Source organism: Vibrio sp. TH_r3 (genome assembly GCF_033101115.1).
Classification (GTDB): Bacteria; Pseudomonadota; Gammaproteobacteria; order Enterobacterales; family Vibrionaceae; genus Vibrio.
In genome coordinates, this window is sequence record NZ_JAWMPW010000006.1 from 1 (window position 1) to 16,661 (window position 16,661).

At 39.4% G+C, this 16,661-nt stretch carries 13 protein-coding genes; 10 read left to right on the top strand and 3 right to left on the bottom strand.

Features of this window, described 5'->3' with window-relative positions:
* The first annotated feature begins 245 nt into the window (after window positions 1-245).
* A complete protein-coding gene (locus R3X26_RS07565) occupies window positions 246-1,310 on the top strand; it encodes a formylglycine-generating enzyme family protein (protein ID WP_317716614.1) in 1,065 nt (354 codons plus the stop codon).
* 277 nt (window positions 1,311-1,587) lie between these two features.
* Here R3X26_RS07565 and rplY read toward each other — a convergent pair whose 3' ends face one another.
* Complete coding sequence (rplY, locus tag R3X26_RS07570; protein ID WP_317716615.1) at window positions 1,588-1,866, bottom strand: 50S ribosomal protein L25; 279 nt, start codon at window positions 1,864-1,866, stop codon at window positions 1,588-1,590.
* A gap of 265 nt (window positions 1,867-2,131) precedes the next feature.
* A complete protein-coding gene (locus R3X26_RS07575) occupies window positions 2,132-3,871 on the bottom strand; it encodes a DEAD/DEAH box helicase (RefSeq protein WP_317716616.1) in 1,740 nt (579 codons plus the stop codon).
* Between the two features lie 77 nt (window positions 3,872-3,948).
* Here R3X26_RS07575 and rsuA point away from each other — a divergent pair, with 77 nt between their 5' ends.
* The 3 genes from rsuA to R3X26_RS07590 all read left to right on the top strand — a co-directional run bounded on the left by rsuA (window position 3,949) and on the right by R3X26_RS07590 (window position 6,743).
* Window positions 3,949-4,644 (top strand): 16S rRNA pseudouridine(516) synthase RsuA, encoded by a 696-nt coding sequence (gene rsuA, locus R3X26_RS07580; protein ID WP_317716617.1) that lies wholly within the window; start codon window positions 3,949-3,951, stop codon window positions 4,642-4,644.
* A 255-nt stretch (window positions 4,645-4,899) separates the two neighbouring features.
* Window positions 4,900-6,090, top strand: a complete 1,191-nt coding sequence (locus R3X26_RS07585) for a Bcr/CflA family multidrug efflux MFS transporter (RefSeq protein WP_317716618.1) — start codon at window positions 4,900-4,902, stop codon at window positions 6,088-6,090.
* Window positions 6,090-6,743 carry a DUF2913 family protein gene (locus tag R3X26_RS07590; RefSeq protein ID WP_317716619.1) on the top strand — a complete coding sequence of 218 codons (654 nt, stop codon included), beginning with the start codon at window positions 6,090-6,092 and terminating at the stop codon, window positions 6,741-6,743. The genes R3X26_RS07585 and R3X26_RS07590 overlap by 1 nt, the downstream gene beginning before the upstream one ends.
* Window positions 6,744-6,834: 91 nt before the next feature.
* Here the strand turns inward: R3X26_RS07590 and R3X26_RS07595 are convergent, their stop codons facing one another.
* Window positions 6,835-8,262, bottom strand: coding sequence for a DUF2867 domain-containing protein (locus R3X26_RS07595; protein WP_317716620.1), 1,428 nt, complete (start codon window positions 8,260-8,262; stop codon window positions 6,835-6,837).
* 169 nt (window positions 8,263-8,431) lie between these two features.
* Here R3X26_RS07595 and R3X26_RS07600 point away from each other — a divergent pair, with 169 nt between their 5' ends.
* From R3X26_RS07600 to R3X26_RS07625, 6 genes are all read left to right on the top strand, one after another.
* Window positions 8,432-9,811 (top strand): MATE family efflux transporter, encoded by a 1,380-nt coding sequence (locus R3X26_RS07600; protein WP_317716621.1) that lies wholly within the window; start codon window positions 8,432-8,434, stop codon window positions 9,809-9,811.
* A 204-nt stretch (window positions 9,812-10,015) separates the two neighbouring features.
* Window positions 10,016-10,687, top strand: a complete 672-nt coding sequence (locus R3X26_RS07605) for an ABC transporter ATP-binding protein (protein WP_317716622.1) — start codon at window positions 10,016-10,018, stop codon at window positions 10,685-10,687.
* Window positions 10,668-13,121 (top strand): ABC transporter permease, encoded by a 2,454-nt coding sequence (locus R3X26_RS07610; RefSeq protein WP_317716623.1) that lies wholly within the window; start codon window positions 10,668-10,670, stop codon window positions 13,119-13,121. Before R3X26_RS07605 ends, R3X26_RS07610 begins: the two co-directional genes overlap by 20 nt.
* A 2-nt stretch (window positions 13,122-13,123) precedes the next feature.
* Window positions 13,124-14,263 (top strand): lipocalin-like domain-containing protein, encoded by a 1,140-nt coding sequence (locus tag R3X26_RS07615; RefSeq protein ID WP_317716624.1) that lies wholly within the window; start codon window positions 13,124-13,126, stop codon window positions 14,261-14,263.
* A 217-nt stretch (window positions 14,264-14,480) separates the two neighbouring features.
* Window positions 14,481-15,635, top strand: coding sequence for a Na+/H+ antiporter NhaA (gene nhaA / locus R3X26_RS07620; RefSeq protein ID WP_317716625.1), 1,155 nt, complete (start codon window positions 14,481-14,483; stop codon window positions 15,633-15,635).
* Between the two features lie 368 nt (window positions 15,636-16,003).
* Window positions 16,004-16,630 (top strand): TetR/AcrR family transcriptional regulator, encoded by a 627-nt coding sequence (locus tag R3X26_RS07625; RefSeq protein WP_317716626.1) that lies wholly within the window; start codon window positions 16,004-16,006, stop codon window positions 16,628-16,630.
* The last annotated feature ends 31 nt before the right edge of the window (window positions 16,631-16,661 follow it).

Consider the following 16,661-nt stretch of genomic DNA (forward strand, 5'->3'; position numbering starts at 1 on the left):
GATATCAGTTAAGTTAAATAAATATTGAGAGCATTACTTTATAATAATTTTTATATTAAAAGATTAACGGAAGATGACTAACAGTGTCTGCAAACTTAAATTATGGCAGAGTAATCATTTCGAGTAAGTCAAACTACCAATTAATTGAACTTCCCTTCTTTCGATCAAATACTGTTTTGAAATACATATAGTTAGTTATTTGAAATCAAGTCTATAAAGGATTGAAGCTTTAACTAGGAGATAATATGTCTATTGCTCGTATACTTCCTTTTTTGTTATTCGTTAGCATGCTAACGATTTCTTCGATAAGCAGGGCAAGTAAAGGAATATTAGAAATAGTCACGTATCCTGGTGATGCTCGTATTTATATTAACGGTCAGCGTAAAGGTAATTCTCCCGTTAGTCCTAAGGACGTTTTTACGATAAAACTTAAGGAGGGCGGATATAAAATAGAAGCCGTAAAACCAGATGGTACAAATTACAATCTATTTGGAGAAAAAGTGGATGTTTTTGTTTCGGATGATTCAAAGCAAATCATCAAGATTAAATTATCTGAACGTGTGGTTTCTGATATGTTTCGCCAGAAAGTAGCAATGAAATATTTAGGAAGTATTCCCGAACCAGAAATGGTGGATATTCCTGGTGGTAGTTTTGAAATGGGCAGTACAAGATGCTGTAGTGGTGAAAAACCAGTACACAAAGTGACTATTTCGGCATTTCAGATGAGTAAAACTGAAACCACTTTTGAGCAATGGGATGCTTGTGTTGCCGATGGTGGGTGTGACCATTACCCTGATGATGAAGGTTGGGGCAGAGGTAGTCGACCCGTTATAAATTTGAGCTGGGATGATGTTGATAGTTATGCACGTTGGTTAAAGCAAAGAACAGGTAAGAATTATCGCATACCAAGTGAAGCTGAATGGGAATACGCGGCACGGGCTGGTAGTTCAACGCTTTATAGTTGGGGTGACCAAATAGGTGAAAACAAAGCGAACTGCTCCGATTGTAAGAGTCAATGGGATAATGACAAAACGGCTCCAGTTGCCTCTTTCGATGCGAACGCTTTTGGGTTGTTTGATATGCATGGAAATGTATGGGAATGGACTCAAGATTGTTGGAAAAGTAATTACAAGGGGGTTCCAATAGATGGGCAACCTTGGTTCAGTAATAATTGTGGGCGTCGTGTTCTTCGCGGCGGTTCTTGGAGCAGCAAACATTTATCCTTACGTTCGGCTGCGCGCATCGATCATTATATTGGTTCTCGATCTCGATATAATCATAATGGTTTTCGTCTAGTTAAGACCAAATAAAAACACCTACTTTGTAAATTTTTTTGGTTCCTAGCCTTACAGTATGAATTAAAGGTGTATGTCCTCTTAGTCCTTTCCTCTTATTTCTCATAAGTTTTAAGGTGCCTGTCCTGATAGGAAAGTGAATTATTAAATCTAATTTCTGATGCGCAGAAACGGCGAAGCCCCAGATGTTGGTAGCATCTGGGGCTTCTAAACTTTAGACTTTTCGAATGGTAAGTTCGATAGTCTCTATGCAAAAAGTTGGCTTTATCCGAACAATTCTGTGGTAGCAGAATTAGATACGGATGAAGTCCATGTGCTCAACTTTTGGCTTAAATGCGTGACGTTGAACATCTTGTGGCTTAACCTTAACTTCTGCGCCGTCAATCACTAGAGTGATTTCTTCGTAGAATTCTGGTTTATCCATTTGGTGGATAACGTCAGAGTGTTGAAGTGCGATAGAAACTGGTGCTGCTTCACCACCGTAAACGATTGCTGGGAATTGGCCCGCGTGACGTAGGCGGCGGCTCGCACCCTTACCTAGTTCAGTACGTACTACTGCTTCGATTTTCATAGTATTTACTCTCAAATTAGTAAAAAATTAGTGTTGTTTATCAGCATAGCGACCTAGCCGATAATGCATAACGCGAAACTAAACCTAGGGTTACATGTTCGCGAGCGCGGATACTACCATTCCTGCCATTATCGGGCAATAGAGTCGAGCTCAGTTTTTCTATTAAATGGAGTATTACGCGTTAATTTTACAAATTAAAGATAGCTGGATGAAAATTCTTAATACTTGCATGTATCTATTTTAATAAGATCGGTTTTAGTTAACTTTATTTATGCTGTAATTCATCCTCAAAAATTTTGTCTCTCATCTTCCAGAAGCGTCCTGATTTTCTCGCGATAATAAACAGTGGTAATCGAAAGCGATGTTGATTTTCGACTACTCGGCTAGGAGAAGATTCATTAAATGGTCGATGACGGTCAGCTAAATGAGGTCTTACAAATTGCTGAGCAAAACGATTTTTTTGGCTCTTAGTAGAGAGAGACCAAAATTCGTGTACTTGGGTATTGTTATCGCCGATATAGCTAACTTTTAACTGATTTTTTCCTGATTTATCTTTAATTATAGAACATTGCATATCTCGACATTCAAAGACTAGTGCATCCTTTAGGTTGAGTGCCTCTTTTAATTTTTTATCAGGGTCAACTAAAGTTGCATCACATTCATGGCATATACGTGCTGCAATATCATTGTCTGCGCCACATTCATTGCAATACTTTGCTCTAAATCGGTAGCCACAATGTTCTCTGGTTCCATCTTCTTGCTCGAAATAACCTTGGCAACGGCGACCATAGTGCTCCAATAGAAAACCGTTATTATCAAGTTTGCCCCAAAAATTGTTGTTAAATCCACAGGCGGGACAAGGTATTGTGACAATGTCACTTTCTGAGTCTGGCTTGGCTGTACCTACTTCGGGTTGATAGAGGTCGTAATTGTTACCCGCATAATCTAATACCAAGCATTCGGTTTTTCCGGGTGACAGTCTGAGTCCACGCCCTACAATTTGCTGATATAAGCTGACTGACTCAGTAGGACGTAGAATCGCGATTAAATCGACATGTGGTGCGTCAAAGCCGGTTGTGAGTACCGAGACATTGACTAGAAACTTGATTTTTTTACTCTTAAACCTCTGTATTATTCGGTCGCGATCTGGGCTAGGAGTTTCACCAATGACCAATTCTGATTGGTTTTCTGGTAGAAGTGAATGAATCTCCTGTGCATGACGTACTGTTGCGGCAAAAATCATTATACCTTGTCTATTCTTACCTATCTGAATAATTTGCTGGACAATTTGTGGTGTAGCACGTTTCGCATTCTCAATCACCATATCCAATTCTGATTCTTTATATCGGCCGGTGTTAGCCGGTTTCAACGTCGAAAAGTCGTAACTTAATACGGGTGCGTCGATCATTTTTGCCGGCGTTAGGAAACCTTCATCAAGCAAATAACGTATTGGTAGCTCGAAGATGCAGTCTCGGAAAAAGCGACTGTCCTCACAACGGATTTGACCACGAGTATGATATTGATAAATCCATCCTATACCTAAACGGTAAGGGGTAGCGGTTAAGCCTAGCACTTTTATCCCAGGATTAAGCTCTCTTAAATGAGAGATGACTTTTTGATAGCTACTTGTTTGTACATCTGGAACTCGATGGCACTCATCAATAATCAATAAAGAAAATTGATTGACGAAAGCGTCAAGATTACGCACAACAGATTGAACAGATGCGAAAACAACCTGTTGATCGGTTTCTTTTTTACCTAAACCAGCAGAAAAAATCGCGCCTTTTTGTCCGTAGCCTTCGTATTTCGCGTGGTTTTGTTCCACCAGTTCTTTTACATGGGCGAGTACTAATACTCGACCTTTTGCTAAACGCGCTAATTCAGCGATAACCAAACTTTTTCCTGCACCGGTTGGTAATACAATAACTGCTGGTGATGTATGCTTTCTAAAGTAGTGAATAACGGCTTTCACTGAATCAGCTTGATAAGGTCGAAGTTTATACATAAAAGGAAAAGTGTGAAATTGTTCAACTATTTAGTAAAGATCTCTATAATACCGCACAAGCAACAGAAGAGGTATGCATGCGTTTAGATAAATTTTTGTGTGATGGATTGGGTGCAACACGTAAAGAAGCAACCAAAATCATTAAAAGCGGCGATGTAACGGTTAACAACGTTATGGTTAAGAGTGGTGCTCATAAGGTCACTGACACTTGCGTTGTGGAGTGGCAAAACCGAGTGGTTAAAGTTCATGGCCCTAGATATATTATGCTATTCAAACCTGATGGGTATGTATGTTCGCATGAAGATGGTTTTAATCCGACTGCGTTCATTTTGCTGGATGAAGTTAAAATGGAAAACCTCCATTTTGCGGGTCGTCTAGATGCGGATACGACAGGGTTAGTTTTGATTACTGATGATGGCAAGTGGTCGCATAAAATTACTTCACCCAAGCATAAATGTGAAAAAACGTATCGCGTCTGGCTAGTCGATGAGATAGGAGAGGATTACGTTACTCAGTTTGAGCAAGGTATTGAACTCAGAAATGAGCGCGAGCCAACCTTGCCAGCGAAATTAGAAGTGATCGATAGCCATCAAGCGCTGCTGACTATAGTGGAAGGTAAATATCATCAAGTAAAACGAATGTTTGCTGCCTTGGGTAATAAAGTAGAGCAGTTACATCGAGAGCGAGTAGGAGATATTGTTTTAGATGAGCAACTAGAGCCAGGAGAATATCGCTATTTAACCGAACAAGAAGTAAGTTCGGTTTGGAATTAATATTTGTATGACAATATTATTTTAAATAATACTATGCTCAGACCAGCTTCTTATTAAACTGTGTTACTATCAGACAATAATCTTACATGTCGCATTTTTGTAGGCCTTTGTTGTTTGGTAGACACATTATTTTAGTTTTATAAACGACCAAACTGAGGCTTTTTTAAAACAACGTTCTGCCAAGTCACCTTTCTTTTAGGCGAATACTCTATTGTTGCATGATCCTCACCGCAAACTAAGTAAATCTGGAGTCACATGACAAATAGCAACACCACCCAATTAAGCCTGTTGATGTTCATTATATTGGGTGCAATTGGTGCACTGACACCTCTGGCTATTGATATGTATTTGCCTGCTATGCCGATAATTGCCAAGGAACTTGGTGTTAATCCTGGCGCAGTTCAAATCACGTTAACCATGTATACCGCTGGATTTGCTCTTGGACAGTTACTGCACGGTCCGCTGTCAGACAGCTTTGGCAGAAAACCGGTATTAATTATCGGTATATTATTGTTTGCTGTTGGTTCAGTTGTTTGTGCTACTACATCGGATATCGAATCGTTGACCTATATGCGAGCAGCTCAAGGTTTTGCAGGTGCATCAGCTGCAGTTGTTATTCAAGCTTTGGTCCGCGATATGTTTGAGAAAGAAGATTTTGCTCGGACCATGTCCTTTGTGACATTGGTTATTATGGTTGCACCTCTTATTGCGCCAATGTTGGGTGGGCACTTAGCTGAATGGTTTGGTTGGCGTTCTATTTTTTGGGTGTTAACCTTGGTCTCTGGCTTGGTTATTGCTGCAGTGGTTTGGAAGATTCCTGAAACGCTGGCTCCGGAAAATCGACAAAAGTTACACATTCGAACTACTCTACACAACTATGTACGCTTGTTTTTAAATCCAGTAGCAGCGGGACTGATGTTTGCGGGAGCGTTCTCTTTTGCTGGTATGTTCGCTTTTTTAACCGCAGGATCGTTTGTTTATATAGACATATACGGTGTTGAAACGGCTCAATTCGGTTACTTATTTGGTTTAAATGTGGTTGGGTTGATTATTATGACCACTATCAACGGACGAATAGTAAAACGAGTCAGTTCAAAATGGATGCTATCGTTTGCGATTATGACTCAACTTGTGGCTGGCATTGGACTGTTTTTTGGCTGGTTAATGAATATCGGTTTATGGGGAATAGTCCCATTTACGATGCTTTATATTAGTATGATGTCGACAGTAGGGAGTAACTCTATGGCGATTCTATTATCTGCTTATCCTAGTATGGCAGGTACGGCATCTTCACTGGCTGGAACATTAAGATTTGGCGTTGGATCTATAGTAGGTATTGTGGTGGCTATGTTACCGAGTGATAGTGCGTGGCCTATGATTTTATTAATGACACTGTGTGCAGTCTCGTCTGCCGCATTTTACTGGTTTTTAGGACGAAAGGCTTAATGGCATTATATTCAGTTGAAATACAAAATGTTGTCAATTCAGCTCTAGATGAGATAGAACAGCAACATATCAAGGGTAAGCTTGCGAATACGCCTGTTAGCAATACGCATTTTTTATTACGATGGGTGACACTAAGTTTAAAAAGTCAGCGTTTTGATCGATGTGTTAGAGATGATCTAGTTCGTTGGCAAAAGATGGGAAGAAGCAAGGGGACTCAATCTGATTTGATGTCTAGGTTTAGCAATATTTCAAAATTTTATGGCAAGTTAGTTCCAATTGACGCAGAACCTAAGCATATTACCGATGCTGACATTGAAGCATTTCTAGAGTTGATGGAGAAAGCTAATTGGGGAGTGAGTACTGAATTTGAATTGACTGAAAAAACTCAAGTTTTTACTGAAGGAGATAACTCTTTTCTTTTATGCGCAAAACAATGTGATGATTGTTTTGAAGGCGGTTCAGAATTGGTCAAACCGATGAGTTTTTTTGTTCGTGGTCACCATGCGGAGTTTGTTCGGCTAGCCAGCGAGTTTGGCTTTATGCTTCACAAACGTACCGACTATAAGTCTTTAGTCAAGTATCACGGTGAATATCTAATTTATCCTAAAAATCAAGGGATACAATTAGCAGAAATTCCGCTTGGTTTTCAGTAGTACTGATTGGTTTTGAGTCACACCTATAGATTTATCCTAAGCTTGATAAGTCACTTTTTAGTATAGGTCTTTTTATTAAGACCTGTACTGACTAGGCTTTTTTAACAATGGTTTTTACCATTCCTTTAAAAATAAACAGATGCGCCGGCATCATTGCGAACCAGTATAATAAGCCTCGAAACCCTTGAGGATGCCACCAAGCTCTTACGTCTAATTCTCTATAGTTTCCATGATCTTTAATACTGCATTCTAAACGACCTAAACCAGGTGCTGTCATCCCAAAAAGTAGGGATATAAATTGATTTTTTTCGCAGCGGATCACTTTCCATGAATCAATGTGATCGCCTACCTTGAGTTCGTCACCCGTAGGGTAACGACGCTTCGGAAAACCACCGCCAACGAATAAATCTAGCCATTCTCTTATTCTCCATAGAATGTTAGCAAAGAAATAACCTTCTTTTGGGCTACCGATTTGTTTAACCACTTGCCATAACTGTTCTGTTGTTTTAGTGGTTTTAATTGTTGCACCCGCATTTTTAGCATAATAACCATAGCCTGCTTGCCAACGGTTTAGAGCTGCTGGATCAAATCCCCATACATTACTTCGAATAAATTGGCCTTCTGATTCGATTGAGCGGGTTACCGCTTGTTGGTAGGAAATTAAATCTTGAGGATATTTTTGGCGTATTTTCTGTGAGTCTGCAATGTAGTCGTGAGATAATCCTGCTAGTAAAGCTCGGCCAATATTGGAAGGGACAGACGTAACTAAACCTAACCAGTAGGAAGCCATTTTTGGCGTTAATAGTGAAGTAGACCACAAGCGAAATGGATGATTGATCGCTTTGCATATAACAGAAAATTGTTGACGATAGCTAATAATATCAGGCCCACCAACTTCGTAATATTCGCTTTCAGTTGGACAGGCGTCGACCTGTGCAAGTAAGTAATGATTAAGGTTGTCTAATGCAATTGGGTTGGCTTTGGAATCTACCCATTTCGGGGTGATAAGGATAGGTAAATTGTAGGTGAAATCTTTCATGATTTCGAACGCCGCCGAGCCAGAACCAATGATAACACCTGCCCTTAATTCGGTAACGGGAATATTGGCTTGTTTAAGAATCTTACCGGTTTCTTTTCTTGCGATAAGATGAGCAGAATTTCCAGATTGTGGTTGTATAGCACTTAGATAAACGACATGCTTAACACTGCTGTTGATCAGTGCGTCTTTGAAATTAATCGCGAGGGATAATTCGTAATCGAGAAAGTCGTGTCCATGGGCCATGCCATGAACAAGGAAAAAAACCAAATCGTGCTGTGCAACGATCTCTTGTGTAAGTTGCTTGTCGGCTAAATCAACATAGGCCGTTGTCAGATTGTCATGGTGGGGAATACGGGCTTGGATATACTCGATCTGTCTAGCCCCAGCCGTGACTCTGTGTCCTTTTTCTAATAGTAAAGGTACGAGCTGAGAACCAACGTAACCGGATGCACCTAATACAAGTATATTTTTGTTTTTCATAACAACTATCATGATTCCTTTTCGTGGTGATCAACCTATAATCAGAGTAGAATAGCCGAGCAGATTTCACTCTCATAGTTAGTCTAACACCCTTTAGGTAATGTGGCTGTTTTACTCACTTATTCATTTAGTTCCTTACGACCGTACATTTTGTATTTTATGAGGTTTTATGACCAGCACCTTATCACTAGTTTATAAGTATACTAAGGGTAACTTTCTTAAACAGTTGTTAGCTATTGCTTTACCTATTGCTGTGCAAAATATTATGTTTTCTAGCCGAGGCTTGGTTGATGTTTTGATGCTTGGTCAATTAGGTGAAGCGGACATTGCTGCGGTAGGAGTGGCGAGTCGTGCGATGTTTGTTACGACCATTATGCTGGTTGGAGTCAATACGGGCGGGGCGTTGTTAACTGCTCAATTTTGGGGAGCAGGCAATAAAGATGGTGTAAAAGAGAGTACCGCCTTAACTTGGATAATTGCCAATTTATTTGCTTTATTAACCGTTATTCTATTTATTCTTTTTCCTGAAAATGTGATGAGTTTAGCGACTGATTCACCAGAGGTCATCGCGTTAGGAAGTCAGTATATTGTTATTACGTCATTCAGTATGTTTGCGGTGGCATGTGTAAGTAGTATGGCTGTTGGATTAAGGGCGATGCATCGCCCAGGTGTCAGCACATTTTTTAGCGGTATTGGTATATTATCTAATGTTTTCCTCAATTGGGTGCTTATTTTTGGTCATTTTGGTTTACCTGCAATGGGAATTAAAGGGGCGGCAATTGCAACAGTGCTTAGTGGCGCGATAGAAGTTATTTGTTTATACGGATTTTTGTATAAGAAAAACTACTTGTTGGCATTTAGAGTTAGCGATATAAAAGTGGCTTTTTCGACAGAAAAAATTTCTCGATTTTTGAAATTATCTTTGCCTACAACGCTTAATTTTTTTACTTGGGCAGCAGGTATATTTGCCTATCATGCCATCATGGGTCAAACAGGTGTACAGGGATTAGCCGCTCTTTCTGTTATGACGCCGGTTGATTCAATCGGCATCAGTTTACTCATAGGCACTTCAAACGCTGCAGCTGTACTAACAGGTAATCAAATTGGTGCCAAGCGATATGAAGCGGTATATTATCAATCAGTTGGGGTATTATTTCTTAGTATTGGTCTAGGTTTTCTTACAGGATTATTACTGTTTACTATTCAAACACCCATTTTAGATTCATTTAGCGCTTTGACTGTAGAGACAAGAGCATTAGCAGACAAATTTATTTTAATCCTTAGCTTAGGAATGGTTATCCGTTCGATTCCGTTAACGTTAGTCGTCGGTGTGTTACGTGCTGGGGGGGATGTTAAATACTGCTTATTTCAAGACGTTGCAACCCAATGGTTTATTGGGATCCCGGTGGCTGCGTTTGCGGCTATTTATATGGGATTACGCCCCGAACATGTATATATGCTTTTTTTACTGGAAGAACTCATTAAATGCTTCAGTGCAATTTATCGCTTGAGAAGTCGCAAGTGGATACGCAACCTGATTGATAATTAGTGTTATTATTTATTAATCTATATGTAGATCTAATACTGTCTAATTTTGATAATTTGCAATTTAAATTGAGTGGATTTGAACCTGTGTCATTCTAGTTCTACAAATACCTTTAAAATGTGTGATCAGGCTTGTAAAATACTTCCGAATTGTGGGCTTTTAGTGTACCTTCACTACCCCAATTATTTGATATGAGTGTGAGTGTAAATGCTAGAACTGTCGGACTTAAGTAAAGGCTATGTAGATGGTGGAGAATTTCATCCAGTACTACAAGGTGCCGATCTAAAGTTACAGCAGGGTGAACAGCTTGCATTAATGGGCGAAAGTGGTTCAGGTAAAAGTACATTATTGAATTTAATAGCAGGCCTCGATTCGGTCGATTCTGGTGAAATTTGGTTCTCAAATTTTCCTATGCATAGCAGTTCAGAAGTTAAAAAAACAGCCTATCGTAGGCACAATATTGGTCATATATTTCAACAATATAATCTTCTCCCAACGCTTAATATTGCCGATAACATTCGATTTTGCAGGCAATTAACAGGTCAAGCTGAAGACAAAGAGCTATGGCGACAAATATTGTCGGCTCTTGATCTAATGCCCTTACTTGGACGTTACCCAGAAGAAGTTTCTGGTGGCCAACAACAACGGACTGCCATTGCTCGTGCACTTTATATGGAACCTAAGTTGTTACTCGCTGATGAACCGACGGGCAGTTTAGATGAAAGAAACGCTGAAGCGGTAATGAGGTTGTTAACCCGTTTGGCAAGAGAGCTTAATTGTACGCTTTTGTTAGTTACTCATAGTGAAACTGTGGCTCGGCATATGGATGGCTGTATTCGTCTGCAAGGAGGGCAATTGCATGTTATGGCCCGTAGTTAAGGCTCTACTGGGACATTATAAAAAACACCCTCTACAATTATTGCTTGTATGGTTTGGACTTACGCTAGGTGTGTCTGTTTTTGTCGGTGTTGCGGCAATCAATCAACATGCAAAGGAGAGTTACCAGCATTCTGAAATACTTTTCACAAATCCACTGCCTTATAGAATCACGCCGAAATACAGCGCAGATAAAATTCCGCAAGGATTTTATATTCAACTTCGCCGTGAAGGTTTTAATCAATGTGTACCATTTGACAATGTAAAGCTTGAGACACAAAGTGGCCAAGATCTTTCGTTGGTTGGAATTGATCCTTTTTCATTATTAGGTCTGGCCTCTCTCCAGAATACTAGCGATGTCTCTATATTAAAGCTCACTGAGCCGAATAAACCCCTTATCATGTCATCTGAATTAGCAGAATATCTCGGCAAAAAAAGTGGCGATTTTATTTTGCTCAGTAATGGTAACAAAATTGGTCCATTGATATTGGATCATAATGAGTTTATTTCGGGTACACGTTTACTCGCTGATATATCCAAAGTAAGAGAAACGACCAAAGAAGGTGGTTTTTCATTGTTAGCTTGCGAAAACATGCCTAAAGAGAAGTTAGATACCCTCAAGCGTATTTTACCTAATGGTATGACGTTGTCGAAAAGTTCTCGTGTTGAATTAGAATCGCTTACACAAGCATTTCATCTAAATTTATCCGCAATGGGAATGTTAGCTTTTGTTGTTGGTGTGTTTATATTCTATCAAGCGATGTCTCTTTCATTTATTCAAAGACAAACATTGGTCGGAGTAATGCGTCAAGCAGGGGTTTCTGGCTGGCATCTAACCAAAGCATTAGCGTTAGAGTTGTTATTGTTTATATTCGTTGGATGGTTGTTTGGTAACGTATTTGGCTTAATGTTAGCCAATAAATTAATGCCATCGGTATCGACTACTTTAGCCGACCTTTATGCCGCCAATATATCATTGAACGTGAATTGGAATTGGCAATGGAGTAAAGACAGCTTGATTATGGCCGTTTTAGGAACCATGCTTGCCTGCAGTTGGCCGTTAGTTCGTTTGGTTAGAACACCACCGATACGTCTTTCTTCCAAACTTTCCCTTGTTCGATTCGCTGGACGTGAGTTTGCTTGGCAGGCGATTGCTGCAAGTGTTTTCTGTTTTGCGGCGATTGGTGTATATCAATTACCTGCAACCCCAATGCTCGGTTTTATAATTGTTGCTTTGCTTTTGTTAAGCGTCGCGTTGTTCATGCCTTTTGTTATTTTTGAACTATTTACTGCGTTTTCATTTTCTCTACGCTGGACTAAAGTACGTTGGTTTTTTTCAGACGCAGCGTCTAGTATGAGCTTTAGAGGCGTTGCCGTTATGGCGTTTATGTTGGCAATGTCAGCTAATATTACGGTAGAAACTTTAGTGGGGAGTTTTAGGGCGACAACAGAAAGTTGGTTAACCCAGAGGCTTGCAGCGGACATTTATATTTATCCGACGAAAAGTTCGGCTTCACGCATGAGTAACTGGTTAGCTCATCAACCTGACGTTGAAGATGTTTGGTGGCGTTGGGAGATAGATATAGCGACCAAATCCGGTGTACTAGAAGTGGTAAGCACAGGAAATAGTGAGGGCGAACAAGCTTCTGTCCCCGTAAAAATAGGCATCCCAGACTACTGGTATCACTTGAATCACTCTCGAGGTGTAATGATCAGTGAGGCGATGGCACTCAAGGAGCACATTCGCCCTGGAGATCAAATCCAACTAAGCAGTTTTTCCGCTGATAAGTGGCAAGTTGTCGGCGTCTACTACGATTATGGTAACCCCTACAATCAGGTATTGATGTCGCAAAAAAATTGGATTAGTTTATTTAGTGGCCAAGGGAACATTGGCCTTGGCGTTATCGTGTCTGACACCGCAGATACCAGCAGTTTAATTGATAGATTGAGAGTCAATTATGCCATACCGGTAGATAGAGTACTGGAAAACAAAAATCTACATAATCAAGCTATGCGCATTTTTGATCGAACGTTTGTTATTGCTGATTCATTAGGGAACCTAACACTTTTAATTGCTGTGTGTGGAATTTTCTTTGCAACGTTAGCCGGTGAAATATCGAAACAACGAAACACCGCATTATTGCGTTGTTTTGGTTTCTCAACGTTCGAATTGATAGCATTGAGCGGTATTCAGTTGTTTTTATTTGGTTTTATTTCTGCGATGGTTGCAATGCCGCTTGGCTTGTCACTGGCGAAAGTCATGGTTGAAGTGGTTCTAAAAGAATCATTTGGTTGGACGATGCCACTTTATGTTATTCCATGGCAATATTTGAATACGTTTGCATGGGCAATGATGGCACTTGTTATTGCCGGTATATTACCTACTTTAGGGATGGTTAAACGTACCCCAATGAAATCTTTGCGAGACGCATTATAAACATGAAGTTCATTCCTAGTAGTAAAACATTACCTAAACTATCAAAACGCATAAAAGTGATTCTTGCGCTATTAACGTTAGGTTTAATAATGTTTGTTGCATGGCTTAGCTATGATGTTTTGTATAAACAACCCACTTTCCAGACCGTAAATTTAACTTTTACACCTGATGATAAAGCAGTATTTGAACCAGTGTTACCTAACGTACCTGTGCGGCTACCTAAAGATTTTGCTTTTCATAACCAGTTTCACGACGAGGAGTGGCGGTATTTTGCAAATCTAGTTGGCAATGATGGTAATGAGTACACGGTACAATGGAATTACTCACGAATCGCTCGAGATGAAAAACAAGGGCGAGGGTGGAATAGTTCTCAGATCTATTTGTCTCAAACTGTCATCATTTCTAGGAACAAAATATGGAAACAGCAACGTATAGCTCGTGGTGGTATCGGACAAGCTGGGTTTCGCCTTCGTCCGTTTCGATTGTGGTTAGATAATTGGTATTGGCGATCTAATAATGATTTTCCTCTTCCTGGTGTTTTGATGGTTAGTAGTGATGAATTTTCGATTCAATTAGGCTCTTCAGCTAATACGCCATTTTTATTGAATGGTGAAGATGGTTATCTTGCACAGCACGATTTATTACCGTTGGCCTCTTATGGCTTTTTTGTTCCTTTTATACAAGCGTCTGGTCGATTGGTACTAGGTGATAAAATTGTAGATGTCAAAGGGCAAGCTTGGTTAAGCAAAGAGTGGAGCAGTAATACACTTGCAGCAACGAAGCCACAAGAAGTGAGGATTAGCCTTCACTTAGAGGATGGAAGAAGTCTTCAACTAAACCAAACTCGAGTCCCTGCTTATGCTACGTACTCTTATGGCGTAATTATCAATTCAGATGGAACGACAGATCGTTTGTCAGATGATGATATTTCTATGTCAGAAATTGCGCCCTTTGTTTTAGATAATGGGCAATCTCTACCAGTGAAATGGAAAGTTAGTGTTGCTAGGCTTGGTATTGAAATGATCATTTCTCCTCAACATACGGATATGTGGCATGCTTTTTATAACCCATATTGGCAAGGCCCAGTGTTAGGATCAGGAACAATAATGGGCAATGGAGTACTCAAAATTACCGGTTTTTAGTCATTTTATTACGGAATTTTAATTCACATTTATACCTTATCTTACCAAAGCATCGGAAATACCGAACTTATTCATCTAAACAATCGATTATTCTTTCGTTATTTCTTTATATAAACTACCTTTATTGTTATTAAAAGAACTTATCAAATATACTGAGCCAATTGGGCCTTCAACAACGTTTAAACAATTGGTGTAACAGTTCGTTAGAGGAAAGCAAATGAGTGATACAATTCGCGACTTTTTTAAGATGGAATCAGCAGGTGGAATACTATTAGTTATTGCAGCAGTAATTGCTATGGTAGTGGCGAATACAGGGTTAAGTGATCTCTATTATTCGGCTTTACATTCATATGTTGGTGGGATGTCAATTTCTCATTGGATAAATGATGGGTTAATGGCGGTTTTCTTTCTTTTAATCGGTTTAGAAGTGAAGAGAGAGCTATTAGAAGGAGCTCTTAAATCTAAAGAGACTGCTATTTTCCCTGCAATAGCAGCGATAGGTGGTATGCTCGCACCAGCATTAATTTATGTACTATTTAACTATTCAGATGCGCAAGCGATACAAGGATGGGCAATTCCAGCAGCAACAGATATTGCTTTTGCTTTAGGCATTATGGCCCTGCTTGGTAACCGTGTTCCTGTAGCTTTAAAGGTGTTTTTACTCGCCCTTGCGATAATAGATGATCTGGGTGTTATTGTTATTATTGCACTCTTTTATAGTGGTGAGTTATCGACTTTAGCGTTAACTATTGGCTTCATTATGACGGGGGTTCTATTTTTGATGAATTCAAAAAATGTAACTAAACTGTCGTACTATGTGGTTGCTGGTCTTATTCTATGGGTAGCGGTATTAAAATCGGGAGTACACGCAACGCTAGCCGGTGTAGTCATTGGTTTTGCTATTCCGCTTAAAGGTAAACCAAATGAACATTCGCCTTTAAAACATTTAGAACATGCGTTACATCCATATGTTGCGTTCTTAATTTTGCCAATATTTGCTTTTGCAAATGCGGGCGTTTCGATGGCAGGAATTTCTATCTCTTCACTAACATCTATGCTGCCAATTGGTGTTGCTTTAGGTCTGTTAATTGGTAAGCCACTCGGTATATTTAGTTTTAGTTGGGTTGCAGTTAAAACGGGTATTGCGAAATTACCTGAAGGTGTCAATATGAAGCATATTTTCGCGGTTTCAGTGCTTTGTGGTATAGGTTTTACTATGTCAATATTTATATCCTCACTGGCATTTGCTGGAGTGAGTGAAGAGTTTGATAAACTTGCTCGCTTAGGTATTCTGATAGGGTCAACGACGGCTGCAGTACTCGGTTATATGTTACTAAAATTGACCTTACCTAAAAAAGCGTCACTCGCATAACCAAATTGATATAAAGCGATTTGCAAAAATAGTGTTTAAGCCCTTGAGCCTAACGGTTTGAGGGCTTTTTATTTGTTTTAAAGACAAAAAAAAGCCCAACTCAAAATTAGTCGGGCGATACAAACATAGGAGTTAATAAGAAAAAACAGTATGAAGTAACACAGTAAGATAACGAGTTTATTACTACCTAAACTTAACGATATTCTGCTTACTACACCTGTTATGACCGGAAATATTCAAGACAGTTCAAAATAAATATCAAATATATTTGACTCGATCAGCAATTCTCATAAATGTGATGTTGCATGCTTGTTAATATTGTTTATAGGATGTATATTTCAAACAGTTGTTTAATACGGTTGATTGAAATGAATCAAAAGAATAAAACTAAAGATAAAATATTAGATGCCGCAGAAACCTTGTTTGCAGAACATGGTTTCAACGATACATCACTAAGAGCAATTACCAGCAAGGCTAATGTGAATTTAGCGTCAGTCAATTATCACTTTGGCGATAAGAAGACCTTAGTAAGAGCGGTGTTAGATCGATACTTAGAAGCGTTTATGCCTGCTGTTGGTGAAGAACTCGATCGATTGTCGAAAGAGCAACAATATTCTATGGAAGATGTCTTTTCCTGCTTGCAAACGCCCTTACTGAAACTTGATGAATTAAGACCATCTGGGGCGTCACGATTTATGTCCCTAATTGGCCGAGGTTATACCGATGTACAAGGTCATTTAAGATGGTTTATTACCACTCGCTACAGTGGCGTTTTATCCCAATTTACCGATCTCATCATTAAAGCTAACCCAAATCTATCGGCTGAAACACTGTTTTGGCGTTTACATTTTACTTTAGGTACCTGTGTTTTCACTATGGCTTCGAGTCAAGCTTTATCGGAAATAGCGTTTAATGATTATGGGAAGGCAGTTGATTCATCGGTAGTCATTAACCAATTGATACCTTATTTAGCGGCCGGCGTAGCGGCTAAATAAAATATTGTAATTCACAACAATACTAATAATA

Coding starts and splice junctions, on each gene's coding strand:
- R3X26_RS07585 (WP_317716618.1), top strand. CDS start 4,900: ATGACAAATAGCAACACCACCCAATTAAGCCTGTTGATGTTCATTATA.
- R3X26_RS07625 (WP_317716626.1), top strand. CDS start 16,004: ATGAATCAAAAGAATAAAACTAAAGATAAAATATTAGATGCCGCAGAA.
- R3X26_RS07600 (WP_317716621.1), top strand. CDS start 8,432: ATGACCAGCACCTTATCACTAGTTTATAAGTATACTAAGGGTAACTTT.
- rsuA (WP_317716617.1), top strand. CDS start 3,949: ATGCGTTTAGATAAATTTTTGTGTGATGGATTGGGTGCAACACGTAAA.
- R3X26_RS07565 (WP_317716614.1), top strand. CDS start 246: ATGTCTATTGCTCGTATACTTCCTTTTTTGTTATTCGTTAGCATGCTA.
- R3X26_RS07615 (WP_317716624.1), top strand. CDS start 13,124: ATGAAGTTCATTCCTAGTAGTAAAACATTACCTAAACTATCAAAACGC.
- R3X26_RS07610 (WP_317716623.1), top strand. CDS start 10,668: ATGTTATGGCCCGTAGTTAAGGCTCTACTGGGACATTATAAAAAACAC.
- R3X26_RS07590 (WP_317716619.1), top strand. CDS start 6,090: ATGGCATTATATTCAGTTGAAATACAAAATGTTGTCAATTCAGCTCTA.
- R3X26_RS07575 (WP_317716616.1), bottom strand. CDS start 3,871: ATGTATAAACTTCGACCTTATCAAGCTGATTCAGTGAAAGCCGTTATT.
- R3X26_RS07605 (WP_317716622.1), top strand. CDS start 10,016: ATGCTAGAACTGTCGGACTTAAGTAAAGGCTATGTAGATGGTGGAGAA.
- rplY (WP_317716615.1), bottom strand. CDS start 1,866: ATGAAAATCGAAGCAGTAGTACGTACTGAACTAGGTAAGGGTGCGAGC.
- nhaA (WP_317716625.1), top strand. CDS start 14,481: ATGAGTGATACAATTCGCGACTTTTTTAAGATGGAATCAGCAGGTGGA.
- R3X26_RS07595 (WP_317716620.1), bottom strand. CDS start 8,262: ATGAAAAACAAAAATATACTTGTATTAGGTGCATCCGGTTACGTTGGT.